The sequence below is a fragment of the Fulvivirga maritima genome, from assembly GCF_021389955.1.
GTDB lineage: Bacteria > Bacteroidota > Bacteroidia > Cytophagales > Cyclobacteriaceae > Fulvivirga > Fulvivirga maritima.
This window is the reverse complement of the sequence record NZ_CP089980.1, coordinates 2420233-2435570: the sequence shown is the minus strand read 5'-3', so window position 1 is coordinate 2435570 and position 15338 is coordinate 2420233. Positions and strand designations below refer to the sequence as shown.

Sequence of the window (15338 nt, the reverse complement as noted above, 5' to 3'; positions counted from 1 at the left end):
AATTGACCATATCCTGGCCGGAGCCAGACGCTGTGCTTACTTGGTTAAGAAGTGATTTCAGGCCTGTTTTATTGGCAAACTTTCCTCTTTCCATTAACCAAAAGTCATTCATTTTGAGTTAATTTGTTAGCAACAAGAGAGAAGAAAAATGAGTCAAAAAATAGGCATTTTGTACTCTACGGTGGATGGCCAGACGTTAAAAATTTGCCAGCGCATTAGCGGGCATTTGCAGGCCTACGGTCATGCCTGCGAACTGGCGGAGTTAGGCTCCTTTGACCAGCAAGTTACTGATTATGACTTCCTCATTATTGGAGCCAGCATCAGATACGGAAAACATAATAAAAAGGTGTTAAACTTCATCAAAAAACACCATAAGCCTCTTTCTAATATTAAAACGGCCTTTTTTTCTGTCAATTTAGTAGCGCGCAAAGAAGCCAAAAACACCTGCGGCACCAATCCTTATGTGGTGAAATTCTTCAAGCAAATCAATTGGCATCCTGATATTTGTGATGTTTTTGCCGGAGTACTTGACTACGATTCCTATTCTCCACTAGATCGCTTTATGATCAGGCTAATTATGAAAATGACTGATGGCCCCACCCATACTGATGGGCCTATGGAATTTACAAATTGGCAACGGGTTAAAGAGTTTTCTAAAAAGGTCAGCCTCATGATTGAGCAAGAAGCTGAACCCGTTTAAACTAACTACTTATCCACTTTCTTCATTAAATATTCTACCGTCATATACTTTTTGCTGTCTCGGGCAGCTAAGTCTTGCGGGGTTTGCCCTTTGTTATTTTGCAGCATAGGATCTGCTCCAGCCTTCACCAAAAGCTTTACCTTCCGATATACCTCTTTGGCCTTACTATCCTCGAAGTTTACATTATAGTTACAAACCTTATGCAAGCTGCTATTCCCTTCATGATCAACCACATTTGGATCGAAATCTACGTATTCCAAAAACAGCTCTAAGTACTCTGCCTTTTTATTCAGTATTAAGTCTAATGGCGTCTGCTCCTTCTGATAATTGCCTTTATTAATCTGGTAAGGATCAAAACCTATTTCCAGTAACTTAGTGAAAAAGGTCTCGTCTGTACTGCTAAGCGTGTCAGAAGTGCTATTCAAAAAGCGAAAAACAACGCTTTGCTGCTCATTATCCTGCTTTTCCAGCTCCAGGGTTAATCCATGATTTTCTAGTATTTCAAATTGCTCTTCATTGAAATTTACCAAGGCCAACTCCAACGCATTCTTACCATTCAATTCTACAAAAGGATCCGCCCCATTCTCTAACAGTGCTATAAAGGTTGCTTTAGAATAGCTATTACTATTAGTTAGCTGACGCAGAAGGGGTGTCTGCTCCCAATTATTTGCGGCATCAATATCTACGCCTTCACTCACTAAATATTCTATATAATCCGATGCGAGCTGCGCATCATTTACAGCAATCTTATGTAAGTAATTCTCGCCCTTATCATCAACAAATTGGATATCACAACCCGCCTCATTCATACACTTGAGTACTTCTACCGGAACGTTTTGACTGATAGCAAAACTAAATAAATTCGTTCCTCGGATAGGCTCATCTATGTTCTCAGCTTTTTGCAACAGTGATTTTAGCTCCTCAAGTGAATCAGTGGGGTCATTCCATTTGAAATAGGATATAACCTTACCCAGTATTGAAGTATCCAGATTATTGTATTCGTATACATCCAGCTCAATAAGCCCTTTATCTGCCAAAGCATTGAGCATAGCAAGACCAGCAGCATGCTGATGCATATTCTGGAAAAAATAAGTTTGTTCCAACGCTGCTTTTATGTCCTTTTTCATACTTCCCTCTACCAACTCAGCAGCAAGAGCATAATCTTTATTGTTAATAGCTTCTACAAGCGTCATATTAAAATCGTTTTATGAGGGGTTATTTATAATATCTGTACCTAATTCTTTCAGCGCCTTCACTATGTATTCTGTTAATATAGCCGAGGCACTTTTACAATTTTTTAACAGCTCACAGCCACTACACTGCTCATAGACTTGCTTATAGAGATCATTTACATTAGCTGATAGTGTCACTGAGCTTTTATGAGAGGCAAAATTAGTAGCCAAAAGCATCATGATAATTTCCTTATAATCACGGTTATTATCATCCTTACCTCCTAGCAGTTTATCTTTACCGCCATGCATTATTTGCTCAAAGTCTTTCATCATACTTTGCCCATCTTGCTCCTTCTGTAAAAAGAGCCGTAGCTGCTTCAGGTTTGCTTCCTTCTCCTGGCTGCATTGTATGGCAGCTACTGCCTGCCGCTCTATTTCTTCTGGTGGCACCATAGCAAAAAGCATAGGCGCATATCGGGCAGCATCTGACGCTTTCCAATATCCTTTCTTCAGGTCATTGGCTATTACTTCCGTAAGAGAAGCCTTCTTTCTATCCATCTTATCCCTCCATTTTTTTAGCGAGAAGCATTTCTGTAATCTCGTTATACCCTTTGATGTTGCTATAATCCATGGCGGTTTGCTCTGCTTTATTCACCAAAGTATAATCAGCGTCTAATGACAACAGATGTTTTACTACATCCTTTTTCCCCGCAGCAGCAGCATAGTGCAATGCCGAATTTCCTGCCTGGTCTACCAGATCAATATCAGCGCCAGCATCAGTCAGGAGCTTAACCATGCTCAGGTGTCCTTTCTTAGCAGCCACGTGTAGCAGGCTCTCACCATCACAAGCCATCTGACTATAATCTTCTATGGCACTGTCAAAGCTATTTGTTATCCATTTGAGGTAATTTTCCAGCACGAAGTTTCCATGATGGTTTTTAGTAGTGTTTACATCTACCCCAAAATCTAAAAAGGCCTTAACCAAATCTTTTTGATTGTTTGAACAAGCCAGCCACACAGGAGAAAGCCCTTCATTAGATTCTATAAAAGGATCTGCTCCTTGCTCCAAGTAGTATTTTACCAGCATGTTATTTCGCTTGAGGCAAGCCCAGAAAAGCGGTGTATAACCAGAGTCATTTGTCTCATTTAAGTCAGCACCATTGTCTAAAAGCAGGGTAATAATAGGCTTATTCAGCGTACTGGTAGCCACTAAAAGCGGGCTATTGCCATCTTCATCAGTAAGAGAAAGGTCAGCACCATTTTCTAATAATGATTGTACTATGTCTCTTTTTTCTTTTGGCTATAGCCAATAATAAAGGGGTTTCAGAATGACTATTAGCCACATTTACATCTACTCCCGCATCTAGCAATAACTGAAGAAGTTCCTTTTGACCGGATGTAGCCACCAAGTGATAAAGGGTATTTTCTTCCTTATCCTTAATATCAGGTCGGGCACCTTCTTCCAAAAGAAACTGAGCCACGTGCTTCTGCCTGCCTTCAATAGCATAGTAAAGCGGCGTTATGCCTTTATGATCTTCATAGTCTTTATCGGCCCCCTGATTAATAAGATTTTTAATGATATCAAGGTATCCCTTGCCAGCAGCAAAGTGCATAGCCGTTCTGCCTTGCTCATCAGTATAATTTACTTCTATCTCTTCATCCTTCTCCAGTAGCATCTCTGCAATCCTGCGATTACCATTAGCACAGGCTTCTATAAATGATTTTGACATTCTTTATTCTTTTTAGGTCTGCCACATGCTGGCAGTAATTATCGTTTTACAATTTTAACTTGAAGGTACTATAACGAAGAAAATCTGTAAGCGTTTAACTATCAGCAAGTAAAGTTTTTAAATATTCTACAATTTCATCACTTTCTTTATTCGTTTCAGCTATTTCTATTGCCAGTTTCACATCGGCTCCTGCCTTTACAATAGCCTTTGCTTTTTTATCTTCTACAGGATCAATGGTTTTCTCTTTTCTGGTAAAACCTACTTCTCTACGGCTTACAAAACTCATCATCTTCACATAGTAAAGTAGCAGCGGGTCTATTTCATTATGATGGTTAATATCGGCACCATGATCTGTCATGCTCTTCAATATTTTCTCGAAAACCACCAATGGAAAATCCACTTCCAGTAACTGATGTAAAATGGTACGATGCTGGCCATCGGCTTTATTGATTTGGAGATCTGGATTCCTGAATAGCGTATTGGCAAAATACTGATCCCTAATAAGCTGAGCGTAATAGAGTGGCAAAAAGCCTTCACTACAGGTAGTATTGATATCGGCATTTAACCTAAGTAGCGTATCAAAAATCTCTCTATCACCATAATCAATAGCATATACCAGGGCTGAACCGCCGTAATCTGCCACATGATTAATATTGGCACCTGCCTCCACAAGCTCCACTATAATTTTGCTTTTAACACTACCATGTCGGTGAGGCATATCATAGCTATTTCTACCCAAAATAGCTCTGTGCAATACTGAACTACCATTAGCATCAGTAGCGTTTACATCAGCTCCGCGAGTGATTAACTCATGCGCCACGCTGCCTGCTCCCACTTCAGCTGCGGCCATAAGTGGTGTCATCTGAAATTTATCTTTGACTTCGGAATTAATACCTGCGTCCAACAGTCTCTGAGCTACCTGCAAGCGCAAAGTAGCTAATACATTAGGCACACTGGTAATTGCATGATGCAATGCCTGTGACTGATTTGCTCCTCCTTTGGCTTCAATATCGGCGCCCAGTGTAATCAGACTTTGTGTGGTATGTGGCAAGCCATAGGCGGCTGCAGCCAACAAAAGCGTATATTCTGACTTATCCTTTTGCTCAAGATCAAAGGCCTCTTTTGAAAAGGCATAGCCCATCAATTCCCCCAGGGTTTCATCTCTCACATCATAACGAGAGATTAGCGACATCAATGGACTTTCATGTGATTCTCCTACAGGCTCACTCAATGAAGCTCCATATGCATACAATAGATCGTATACCTCCAATGGCAAAACATCTATAGGTCTGGCTTCTATAAAAATGCTTCTCTCTTTGAGTTGGCCCTCAGCTACTTCTTCTGATTTTGCTGTAGCTTTAGGATCAGCGCCTTGCTCTAATAAATAACTTAGAATGGTATGATACCTTTCATTGCCCCTTACCTTTCTATTCTTTTTAGCGTATTCTAAGAGCAAAGTGCTAGTATACTGCGTTTTATCTTCAGTAAACAAATAAGTTCGATTGATATCACTGAGCTTGCTGATTAGCTTTTTCATCAATTCTATGGGATAATAATTATTATCAAGAATATCCAGTATAGCAGGTTCTACCTCATTATCTACTGATATTTCAGGGTAGTTATCCAGAATATAATCCAGCAGCTGAGGTGTGAATTTCCTTAATCCCAGGTTGAGGATATTAGCATCTGCACTTTGCGCACCTTTTTTGTAATAATCCTTTTTAACATAAGCAGGATTTAGTGCTATGAGCTCTTTAATGAAATGGTCTCTGGAAACATTTTCAATAGCATAGAAAATAATGTCTTCATCAGTGATCTTTATTTCAGGATCTTCCAAAATCACATCTAACAATCGTAACTCCTTCTCTATCATAAAACGACCAACTGCACTCACTTCCTGCCTTTCTGGTTTATGGTCCTTTTCAGAGTTATTTTCTTGATCTGTATTTGAGATATAAACAGTCTTGTTGTTCACATCCATACCATGCTTTATTAAAAGCTTAAGTACTTCCCGCCTTTTTAAAGAAGAATTAAGATTCGCATGTTCTTTGAAGAAGTAGTTAGCCACGCCTTCATTATTAACATCTATGAAGTTAACATTAGCACCATTTTCCAAAAACAGCCCTATTAAACCCATATGGTAATTACTGAGCGCATAAAAAAGCGCACTATAACCGTTATATTCTATCAGCGCTCCATTTTCCAGAAGAAATGAAATAACATCAAGTGGCTCTTCAGGATGAATGTTTTTAGTCATGGCATAAAGCGGATTATGCTTTTCATCAGAACAAAGGTTAATATCTGCTTTTTTTTCTATGCAGGTTTGCAATAACGCTAACCTTTCATCGGACTTGATTCTTCTGTTTAGCGTAATTCCTTCTACCACATACTTATCAGAGAGGTCATTATTATCATCTACATAAGCCTTCAAATACGTATATGAAAGCAGTGACAGATATTCAGAAATATCACTTTTCTCAGTCGACAAAAATTCAGCCAACTTCTCCATCTGCTTATGAGATAAAAGTGAAGTTACTTCATGTAAATGTGATTGAAACTTAACGCCATTAATAATCAAATTCAACACAAAAGAGCTAAGCTTGTATTCTATGGCTAATTCCAAAATGGTTTTATCTTCAATGGGTTGGTTGAGGTCAATATTGTAAAGCTCCACGGCCTTTTTCAACACTCTTCCTTTTTTATTCGGACCTAATGGAGCCAAAAGCAGTCGCTCCACAAACTTGATATTACTCCCCTCACTAAGCGGGCAGTTCACATCCATGAGCAAAAGAATAATCTCTTCATCACTGTTTTCTACTATGGCCGTTTCTAAAGGAGACATGCCCTCATAAATACTGAGCTCTGCGCCTTTATCCAGAAGGATCTCTACAAATTCTTTAGAAGCTCTGGCCTGAATGGCCTTCTGAATTACAGGAGCACCTTTATCTCCCAAGGGCACAATGTAACCGTGTTTAATAAAAGTCTGCAATACCTCCGCACTTCCACTTTCAATAAGGGTATTAAAAGCAGAGCTCATAGGTGTTTTACGAGCTTCCTCAAAAACGCTACCTAAAGAGAAAAGATATTCTATTACATCAGTTTTAGCATATAAGGTAGCATAGAAAAAGGGCTTGTGATTATTCTCATCAGCCTTTTGAAAGTTGGAGGCATCAAGTAAAGACTTGATGCGCTCCAGGTTGCCACCCTTTATCACTTGTTCCAGGCTTTCTGGGTGGTCTTCAAAAAACTTTTGGGTCGCCTGAAAAATAGGCTCTTCTTTCTTCTCTCCTCCAAAAAGTTTATCTAAAAATGACATGTTATCAGATATTTGATTTTAGATATTCTATTGCTTCAGGTGCTATTCCCTCAATTTTTTCCACATAATATAAAGCGGCCTTTGTGTTTATTCCGGCTTCGATCAGTGCATCCGCTACCTCTTTGTAACCTGCCAGCACTGCCAGTGCTAAGGCATTGGCTCCATCTTCTAACTGATGCTCCAGGTCAGCTCCATTTTCAATAAGGAGTTTTAACATATAAACCCTTTTCTGAGGATCTACATCCACATTAGAGTAAGCAGCCCAGAAGAGTGGCGTAAACCCTTTAATATCTGGCTGATTGATATCATTAAACAAAGGTTTGATCACTTCAAATGCTGATGGATTAACGTAATAAGCAGCTATATGCAGTAAGTTCAGTCCGTCTCGTCCTTCACTTAGCGGAATGCCCTGCTCCAGAAAATACTTAAGCATATTTACACCTTCCTCTTCATTCATGCGCATTACCGCTGAGAAATGGATTGATTCATTATTAGCATCTATCACATCCAGTTGTATTTGCTTCTGACTCAGAAGTGTGTTTATGAAGAAACTATCACCATAAGCCACTGCCAGCATGATAGGGGTACGCCCGGCCATATCTGGTTGGTTAATATCAATTTCCAGCTGCATAAGGGTATTAAAGAATTCCTTTTGCTGGTTTACAATAGTTAATGATAATGGTGGTAACTGTTGCTCTGAGCCCAGATTCAGGTCAGCTCCTCCGTCTTTCAGAACAGCCAATATTTTAGACCTGGTAAGCTCCGGGTTTTCAGAATCTTCATAAGTTTCTGTTCCTAATATGGCTCTGTGTACTGCCGTTTCTCCGGCTTCGTTCATAACATTAGGGTTAGCTCCATTTTTCAGCAAGCAAATTACTGATTCAAAACAGCCGTAGTTAGCCGCACTCATAAGAGGAGTGAACTGCTCAGAGTCAAACTGCTCTATGTCTGCTCCACAGTCTATTAATGCCTGAACGGTGTTAGCACGATCTGTTTTGCTATTAGAACTATAATTGGAAATAGCCTTATGCAAAGCAGGTGAGTTATCAAAACCACCAATAGCATGTACATCAGCTCCTTTTTCTGCCAACCATTTGATAGTTTTAGGTCTACACTGCATGGCTGCACCTAGTAGTATGGTGGTGCCATAATTATTTCTATAGGTGAGATCTACTCCACTGGCCTCCCAAAAGAAATCCAGGTACTGTACCATTAAGTCATCAGGCATGCCTGTGTAGCGGTTAACAATGCTTTGAATTTGTGATTCATTTTGATTGTTTACTGGCTTATTAGGGTCTTCTCCATGCTTAATAAGCATGCTCAGCACCTTAGTTTCATATTTTTTAGAGTTAATAGCTCCAATGATTATTCCTTCTTCATCCAGGTGAGTAGGCCTTACTACCAGACGTTTGTTGGGCTCGCTCAGGTCTATTCCTTTCTCTATCATGAGCTCACCTAACTCTACTCTTATATCTTCATCATAATCCTGATTACCTCTGAGCAGTATATCTATGATGTTTTTAGAATGAGCTCCATCAACATCATCATCATAAATACTGTAGTATAACCTGTTAATATCAGGATCTAAAGAGATCAGCTTCTTCACAAAATCAAGGCTATAGCCACTGCGCAGGGCAATCATAGGTAAAGCATTGGTTTCTTGGTGGGCTATGATACCCTCATAGTTATCTAAAATATATTCGGCGAGTTCATTTTTATCATGGTTGATAGCCAGTGGCAATAGGCCGGTATCAAAATGGGCATCTCTCACCTTACAATAGAGATAATTGGTAAATACTACCTGCGGATTTTTATCAATTATCTTTTTTGCCAAATCGATATCCAGGTCTTTCTTAACGCTCATCCTCATAATAACATCATTGATTTCCACATCGAAATTATCAATCAGATAGTGGCCTATTGCTGAATATTCCAGATCAACAACCGCCTCAAAAAATGAGGTGTCATTAGTTGTAGCATCTTTATAATGAGAAATGGGCTGATGAATATCTACATTGTGTTTTACCAGTAGCTTAAGCATATCCAACCTTTCTTGCTCATTGGAATAATCTTCATCTCCTGGTATAATCACTGCATTTAGCACTGTATTATCATAGTAGTTGACATAGTTAATATCAGCTCCTTGAGATAATAAAAGCTCTACCAAATGAGCGTCATTATGCATTACCGCAAACATCAGCGCACTAAAACCTTCATCTTCTATTTTAGCACCATGCTCCAACAGGAACTTTACATAATGATCATTTTTACCGATGTCATAATTCCTTATAAACAGACACAGCGCATTGGTAGGGTTATTCTCACTGCTGAGCTCATTAATATCAGCTCCTTTTTGCAAAGCCAATTCTGTTACCTCAGCTTTTTCTTTATCATTAATAACAGAGTTTAGCACAATAGCCGGAATAACACCCTGACCAGCCACGCTACCCTGATTTTGAATATATTCTTTAAACGTATTTTTATCTAAGATCTGAAGGAAATACTCCGGCTTGTTCACCTCTGGGTATTGCATGATATACGGTGCCAGCTCTTTCACTTTTTTAGCGCCTAAAAATTGCTGTAGGTTCCCTGCTATGCTGTTTACAGAAGCACCTAGTTTTATCACTTCCGCCAGCAGGTCGAAATCTCTTTTATTAAACAGCTTAGTGCTTACAGGCAGCTCTTTACTTTCTTCATTAATGTTACAATTATATTCTTCTATAAGCATTGTCAATACCTGCACCTTAGTTTTAAGGTCCATAGCCTCAGATTCTATTACCTGATGGATCATTGGTTTGGCCCCGTCCCGCTCCTTAATGCCAGCGATACGCGCCACGTTTTGGAAGGTTTCAAAATCACTATCCACTTGCACGGCCATTTCAAAAGGTGGCACGCCATATTGTGCTTCAGTAGAAGCCCCACGGTTATACATATAGTTGATTAACTCGGTAGAAGCATTACATTTCACCAGATAAGAAATAATGGAATCAGAATCTATAGAGGGCTCCAGAGTAGCGCCATTATCCATTAAAAATTGACATACATTGAAGCTATCATACTTCAAAGCATGCATTAATGGCGTCATAAATTCATTGTCCTCTTTATTAATATCTTCTTTGGCTATCAGCTCCTCTACCTTTTTATGATTATCCTTCTTTATGGCCTCTAGCAAGGCTTCATCTAAAGGTTTGCTTTTCTTTAAAAATGGATTAAAAAATGACATGGTATTTTCAGTTATTAAAGTCTGTAATTATTAATGAGCGAATTTTTATTAAGCCTCCGTTTCTTTTCCTTGGGGCTGTACTTTTAAGTCGCTTTGATTTTGTTTTTTGGTGGCAAAAGTGATTAGTGCACCCACCACTACGAGCGAGATCATGATGATCCAGGCGGTGGTTTCTCCCCAGGCGTAGATCCAGCGGACTCTGCGAGGCATAAGATCAAGGAAGTTGAGAACTATGGCTGCTAAGCCGAATATTAGAAATGAAGAACCTATTCTTTTCATGTTTTGAATTTGTTTTAAAAATGCCTTTGGAAATATTTTTTTCCGGCGCTAACAATTCAAAACTATGATGCTACCTGATAACTGCGAAAATCAATTGATAAGTGTCAATGATCAGTTGATATTTGAATAAAAAGTGCTCTATCTGAGCTTGGAAGAAGGCGACGAAGAAGGTTAATTTCGATCTAGCAAACTAATGATATCGGCCCGCTTACGAGTGGAAATGGCTACTAAATCATCATTAGTCATTTTTAAAAACTTGCCTTTGTACAAGCTTTTAACATGCTTCATATTGACCAGGTGTGATTGGTGGCACCTCACAAAATCTTCACTTAGCATTTCCTGATAGTGCCTCAGGTTCTTAGATGCGATAATTCGTGATTCTGTAGTAATAAAAACAGTATAAGCAGCATCTGCTTCGAGCCTGACTATGTCTTGCAGTTTAAGGATATACTGCTGCTCAGTAGTTTTCACTACTATTTGAGCTTCCCTTTTGGCTAAATTATTTTTTAGCACTTCCAATAATTCCTGCCGCTGCTTTTCATTTTCTATTGATGATTGAGCCTTTTTTATGGCCTCATCTAACTCTAGCGGATCCAGCGGTTTAAGTAAATAATCTGTGGCACTGTATTTAAAAGCATTAATGGCGTACTGATCATAAGCCGTAGTGAAAATAATTTTAAAGGAGATATCTTCCAGCTGCTCCAAAATATCCAATCCGGTGCCATCTTCTAACCTCACATCTAAAAACACTAAATCTACTTCCTGCGTACTTAAAAGCTCCAATGCCTCAGAAACATAGCCCGTTTCTCCTACTATATCCACATCACTATTAAGCAAAGAAAGCAACTTCTTAAGGCTGTTTCTCGCATTAATTTCGTCTTCTACTATTACTACTTTTATCATCTCCTGAGGTGAAATTTTACGGTTGTCCCTGCTTCCGAACTGTTTATACTTACTGAGCGCTCATCTCCTTTGCCAATCAACTGAAGCCTTTTCATAAACACATCTATAGAATGCGTTTTTCCATCATTTTCTTTGGGAGTGAAGCCTATGCCGTTATCAATAATCTCAAAAATAATCCGCTCTTCCTCTCCCTTAATATTAATGATAATAAGGCCTTTTTCTTTCTTACTTTTAAAACCATGCTCTATGGCATTTTCAGCGAATGGCTGCAATAACATAGGTGGTATTTCTGTATCCTCCTCATCCAGATTGTCTACATTAATTTCATAATCAAACCGATCTTTAAAACGGATCATCTGGGTGCTGAAATAGTTTTTCAGTAGCTCTATCTCATCAGCAAGGGTAATATATTTCTTATTTATAAATTCGAAATTCTGGCGGATAAGCCTGGCAAAGCGTGATAAATAAGTGGCTGACTCTATGGGTTTGTTATCTAATAAAGAGTTTTGAATAGCTGAAAGTGCATTAAAAATAAAGTGAGGATTCATCTGCGAGCGCAAAACACTTTGTTCCAGCACCATTTTCTCCTTTTCTGCCTGCAGCTTTTTGTTTTTGACTGACTGTATCCAGAATAAAACTAATAGCAACAACAGACCAATGGCCACTATAAAAATAATCTTTTCTCTCCGGTTCACTTCCAGTGCCAAGCTTAGCTCCTTCTCTTTAGCGGCCAATTTATACTGATTTTCTGCTAACTCTAGTTTCTCCTGCAAATCACGTTTGTTTTGCAGCCGCATGTAATGATCTCGAAGCCGCGCATACTCTATAGATCGTTCAAAGTCTTTTTGCCGAAGTGCTACATTGAGCAAAATATTATAAATATCTCTTTGGCTCGCCAGGTCTTCATTTTGTTCTGAAATAGACAAAGCCTGCTCATAATATTTCTGTGCATTTTCCAGATCATCAGTTCGTAAGTAAAGGTCACCCAAATTTTTAAGCGGGTTCTCATTAAGGGTACCCAGCTCATAGTTGATTTTTATTGCTTTCAAAAAATAATCAACGGCTTCATGTACATCGCCCAACTCTTCAGAAAGCAAACCCAGGTTATTGTACGATTTGGCTATGGCATTTTTATCGTTCAGTAGTAGGTTGAGATCCAGAGACCTTAGGTTATACTCAATGGCCTCAGGGAAATTACCGATATTTCTGTAAATCACAGCCAGATTATTATAAGTGGCAGAAAGACCGACAGAGTCTTGCAGCTCCTTTTGAATGGCAATGGCTTTCTCAGTATACTCAATAGATCTATTAAAATCCTGATATTGAAAATAAGTATGCGCTAGCGCCGAATAGGTATTGGCTTCATCTGTTTGGTTATGTAGCTCCTGCGAATAACTTAGTGCCTTAAGCAAGTGCTCTACAGCCTCTTCTTTATTAGAAATGTAAGCGTTTTCTGAGCCCAGCAGCCAGTGCGTTTTAGTGATATAAACCTTGTCTTCATGGCTTGTAAAAATTTCTAATGCTGACTCTAAACTTTGAATAGACTTGGTAGAATTATGCATTTTAGACCATAATTTACCTTGCTCAAAATACATGAGCCCTTTCTGGATACCATCATACTTTTGTTTTTTTATAACGCTATCGAGAGCCATGATCGATTGCTGTGGAGTATCTGTCAAAAGTGATTTCACCAGCTCTACATCGGCTACAGATACCTGATCTTGCGTAGAGCAGCCAGCCAGCATAATAATAAGCAGAGCAACTATAGGTACCGAAGAAAAAGTGACATCTCTAATGAACATGCCTGATGAATAGAGTAAATAATATTTTATGTGACCACAAACATAGGAATATTCTTATTCACCCAGCTTCTCATTTACCTATACTAATAATGAAAGTAAACATAAAAAATGGCCTTGAATTAACTTTTGCAGCCATTTTATGTTTTATAATAGAATAATGACAAGTACGTATTGCTTTATTGCTAGTGCGCCTATAATAAAGCCCTGATTTACTGGCCTTACTCTGAAATAATTAGTATCTTAAGTGCTGCTACTGTACATGCTGAACAATGGCTTCATCTTCTCTTTCAATCGCTACGAAAGCGGAAGTGAAACTTATTCTGAATTATAACTGATGAATGGCTAATACCACATACGTGGTGAAAAATCATCAGCAACCTGAAAACCACCGTTATTAAAACGGTTTAAAGGCTGATTTAGGTTTGGCACTATAATCTCATATGTTAAAAGGAAAACCAACTAAACAAAAAATATAAGTCATGAGTAAAAAAAAGACCTTGCAGGATCTTTTAGAGCATGAGCTGAGAGATCTTTACAGTGCAGAAACACAAATTTTGGATGTGCTGCCGATAATGCTAAAAAAGGCCACTGACTCAGGTTTAAAAACTACAATAGAAGCACATTTCAAAGACACCAAGGAACAAAGAAGAAGACTAGAAGAGGCATGCATGGTACTGGACATTACTCCTAAAGGCCACATCTGCTCTGCCATAGCAGAAATTGTTAAAGAACTATCTGATTTTATAACAGTAGGCGCTGAAGCTGATGTAGTAGATGCAAAACTTATAGCTCAGGCCCAAAGAATGGCCCATTATGAAATAGCCGGTTACGGAGCCATCCTGCATTATGCCAGATGTGCGGATGCTGATGAAGTAGCTGATTTAGTAATGGAAAGCCTGGAACAGGAAAAAGATGCCGCAGAAAAATTAACTAAGCTGGCCGAAGAGAAAATAAATGAACATGCATTAGCATAAAAAAAAGGCCGGAAACAAAGCCGGCCTATAGACAATTAACGATGTGCAATCTTCTTTTTATAAGTTTCATAAATAAGATCATTGACTACACGCGGCAAGAGATCTAGCTTAAGGGCTAACTTCTTACAAAGTTCCATCTCATTCTTATCTACATCGCCGTCAATCATCATTACGGCTACCAGATCCTCTACCTGCTGGATCTTCTCATCATACTTCTTCGGTGGAGTAAATTTAATGTCCTCAGGATTGTTCTTAATATTCTGAATATCATCATTACTCATTTCTAACTTACGAGCTATAGTCACCAGAAGGTCCCACTCTTCCTTAGCCAAGTGCCCATCAGCCATGGCTACGGTAATTAGATTTTTCACATGACTCTTTCTCTTGTCATCCCCTGATCCGAATATGTTTAATAAATTCATGTCTATGTTCATTACTATTATGTTGAATACTTCTCTTCCCTCTCTGGTAAATAGGTTGAAACATACGTTAAGTTGAAATTATGGGTCTACTAAAAATACGTAATATCTGCTCTATTTTAGATTAAATTGAATTTTTATTTTTAATATAGTCTAAATCTATATCTTTATTAATACAATCAATTTGATCTATCGAAAGCTGTCCGATAGCTTTGAACCATAATTAATTATTAAAACAACAAAAAAGACATAACTATGATTACTATCGGATCACATTTTCCTGAATTTAACAAACAAGCCACTGTATCTATTGAAAAAGGTAAAGAGTTCACATCTATCAGCTCAGAAAGCTTAAAAAATGATGAAGACAAATGGACAGTGATGTTCTGGTGGCCAAAAGATTTCACTTTTGTATGCCCTACAGAAATAGCTGAATTCAATAACAACTATAGTGAGTTTGTAGACAGAGACACCAATCTTATCGGAGCATCTACTGATTCAGAATATGTTCACCTGGCCTGGAGAAAAGATCATGATGACTTAAGAGATCTGAAATTTCCAATGCTAGCAGACACTTCTAAATCACTAGCTGAAGAACTAGGTATTTTAGAGGCCAATGAAAAAGTAGCCTACAGAGCCACATTCATTATTGATCCTGACGGAATAGTAAGATGGGTAGCTGCTTATGATTTAAATGTAGGAAGAAATGTAGAAGAGGTGATAAGAGTTTTAGACGCCCTGCAAACAGATGAATTATGTCCTTGTAACTGGGAAAAAGGCCAAGAAACACTGGTAGCCTAATTTTCAACTTACTCCTTAA

13 protein-coding genes are annotated in these 15338 nt (G+C 38.6%); 3 read left to right on the top strand and 10 right to left on the bottom strand.

Annotated features, from left to right (window positions below; genetic code table 11):
* Positions 1-148 precede the first annotated feature (148 nt).
* Positions 149-700: a menaquinone-dependent protoporphyrinogen IX dehydrogenase gene (hemG, locus tag LVD15_RS10300; protein WP_233780205.1), complete on the top strand. Its 552-nt coding sequence runs from the start codon at positions 149-151 to the stop codon at positions 698-700.
* 5 nt (positions 701-705) lie between these two features.
* Here hemG and LVD15_RS10295 read toward each other — a convergent pair whose 3' ends face one another.
* The 9 genes from LVD15_RS10295 to LVD15_RS10255 all read right to left on the bottom strand — a co-directional run bounded on the left by LVD15_RS10295 (position 706) and on the right by LVD15_RS10255 (position 13125).
* On the bottom strand, positions 706-1893 hold the full coding sequence (locus LVD15_RS10295; protein WP_233780203.1) for an ankyrin repeat domain-containing protein: 1188 nt from the start codon (positions 1891-1893) through the stop codon (positions 706-708).
* Between the two features lie 12 nt (positions 1894-1905).
* On the bottom strand, positions 1906-2430 hold the full coding sequence (locus LVD15_RS10290; protein ID WP_233780201.1) for a hypothetical protein: 525 nt from the start codon (positions 2428-2430) through the stop codon (positions 1906-1908).
* A 1-nt stretch (position 2431) separates the two neighbouring features.
* Complete coding sequence (locus LVD15_RS10285) at positions 2432-3154, bottom strand: ankyrin repeat domain-containing protein (RefSeq protein WP_233780951.1); 723 nt, start codon at positions 3152-3154, stop codon at positions 2432-2434.
* Positions 3123-3602 (bottom strand): ankyrin repeat domain-containing protein, encoded by a 480-nt coding sequence (locus LVD15_RS10280; RefSeq protein WP_233780199.1) that lies wholly within the window; start codon positions 3600-3602, stop codon positions 3123-3125. The genes LVD15_RS10285 and LVD15_RS10280 overlap by 32 nt, the downstream gene beginning before the upstream one ends.
* Before the next feature lie 94 nt (positions 3603-3696).
* Entirely contained in the window at positions 3697-6918 is a 3222-nt protein-coding gene (locus LVD15_RS10275; protein WP_233780197.1) for an ankyrin repeat domain-containing protein, read from the bottom strand.
* 4 nt (positions 6919-6922) lie between these two features.
* Positions 6923-10141 carry an ankyrin repeat domain-containing protein gene (locus tag LVD15_RS10270; RefSeq protein WP_233780195.1) on the bottom strand — a complete coding sequence of 1073 codons (3219 nt, stop codon included), beginning with the start codon at positions 10139-10141 and terminating at the stop codon, positions 6923-6925.
* A gap of 48 nt (positions 10142-10189) precedes the next feature.
* A complete protein-coding gene (locus LVD15_RS10265; protein ID WP_233780193.1) occupies positions 10190-10420 on the bottom strand; it encodes a hypothetical protein in 231 nt (76 codons plus the stop codon).
* Positions 10421-10591: 171 nt separating this feature from the next.
* A complete protein-coding gene (locus LVD15_RS10260; RefSeq protein ID WP_233780191.1) occupies positions 10592-11323 on the bottom strand; it encodes a LytR/AlgR family response regulator transcription factor in 732 nt (243 codons plus the stop codon).
* Entirely contained in the window at positions 11320-13125 is a 1806-nt protein-coding gene (locus LVD15_RS10255; RefSeq protein ID WP_233780190.1) for a tetratricopeptide repeat-containing sensor histidine kinase, read from the bottom strand. Before LVD15_RS10255 ends, LVD15_RS10260 begins: the two co-directional genes overlap by 4 nt.
* Positions 13126-13604: 479 nt before the next feature.
* Between LVD15_RS10255 and LVD15_RS10250 the strand changes: the two genes are divergently transcribed.
* Positions 13605-14099 (top strand): YciE/YciF ferroxidase family protein, encoded by a 495-nt coding sequence (locus tag LVD15_RS10250; protein WP_233780189.1) that lies wholly within the window; start codon positions 13605-13607, stop codon positions 14097-14099.
* A gap of 35 nt (positions 14100-14134) precedes the next feature.
* Here the strand turns inward: LVD15_RS10250 and LVD15_RS10245 are convergent, their stop codons facing one another.
* Complete coding sequence (locus LVD15_RS10245) at positions 14135-14533, bottom strand: tellurite resistance TerB family protein (protein ID WP_233780188.1); 399 nt, start codon at positions 14531-14533, stop codon at positions 14135-14137.
* A gap of 240 nt (positions 14534-14773) precedes the next feature.
* Here LVD15_RS10245 and LVD15_RS10240 point away from each other — a divergent pair, with 240 nt between their 5' ends.
* Entirely contained in the window at positions 14774-15319 is a 546-nt protein-coding gene (locus LVD15_RS10240) for a peroxiredoxin (RefSeq protein WP_233780187.1), read from the top strand.
* Positions 15320-15338: the final 19 nt, after the last annotated feature.

What these genes read in the sequence shown, in the direction of transcription:
- hemG (WP_233780205.1), top strand. Translation starts at nt 149, where the DNA reads ATGAGTCAAAAAATAGGCATTTTGTACTCTACGGTGGATGGCCAGACG.
- LVD15_RS10295 (WP_233780203.1), bottom strand. Translation starts at nt 1,893, where the DNA reads ATGACGCTTGTAGAAGCTATTAACAATAAAGATTATGCTCTTGCTGCT.
- LVD15_RS10290 (WP_233780201.1), bottom strand. Translation starts at nt 2,430, where the DNA reads ATGGATAGAAAGAAGGCTTCTCTTACGGAAGTAATAGCCAATGACCTG.
- LVD15_RS10280 (WP_233780199.1), bottom strand. Translation starts at nt 3,602, where the DNA reads ATGTCAAAATCATTTATAGAAGCCTGTGCTAATGGTAATCGCAGGATT.
- LVD15_RS10275 (WP_233780197.1), bottom strand. Translation starts at nt 6,918, where the DNA reads ATGTCATTTTTAGATAAACTTTTTGGAGGAGAGAAGAAAGAAGAGCCT.
- LVD15_RS10270 (WP_233780195.1), bottom strand. Translation starts at nt 10,141, where the DNA reads ATGTCATTTTTTAATCCATTTTTAAAGAAAAGCAAACCTTTAGATGAA.
- LVD15_RS10265 (WP_233780193.1), bottom strand. Translation starts at nt 10,420, where the DNA reads ATGAAAAGAATAGGTTCTTCATTTCTAATATTCGGCTTAGCAGCCATA.
- LVD15_RS10260 (WP_233780191.1), bottom strand. Translation starts at nt 11,323, where the DNA reads ATGATAAAAGTAGTAATAGTAGAAGACGAAATTAATGCGAGAAACAGC.
- LVD15_RS10255 (WP_233780190.1), bottom strand. Translation starts at nt 13,125, where the DNA reads ATGTTCATTAGAGATGTCACTTTTTCTTCGGTACCTATAGTTGCTCTG.
- LVD15_RS10250 (WP_233780189.1), top strand. Translation starts at nt 13,605, where the DNA reads ATGAGTAAAAAAAAGACCTTGCAGGATCTTTTAGAGCATGAGCTGAGA.
- LVD15_RS10245 (WP_233780188.1), bottom strand. Translation starts at nt 14,533, where the DNA reads ATGAACATAGACATGAATTTATTAAACATATTCGGATCAGGGGATGAC.
- LVD15_RS10240 (WP_233780187.1), top strand. Translation starts at nt 14,774, where the DNA reads ATGATTACTATCGGATCACATTTTCCTGAATTTAACAAACAAGCCACT.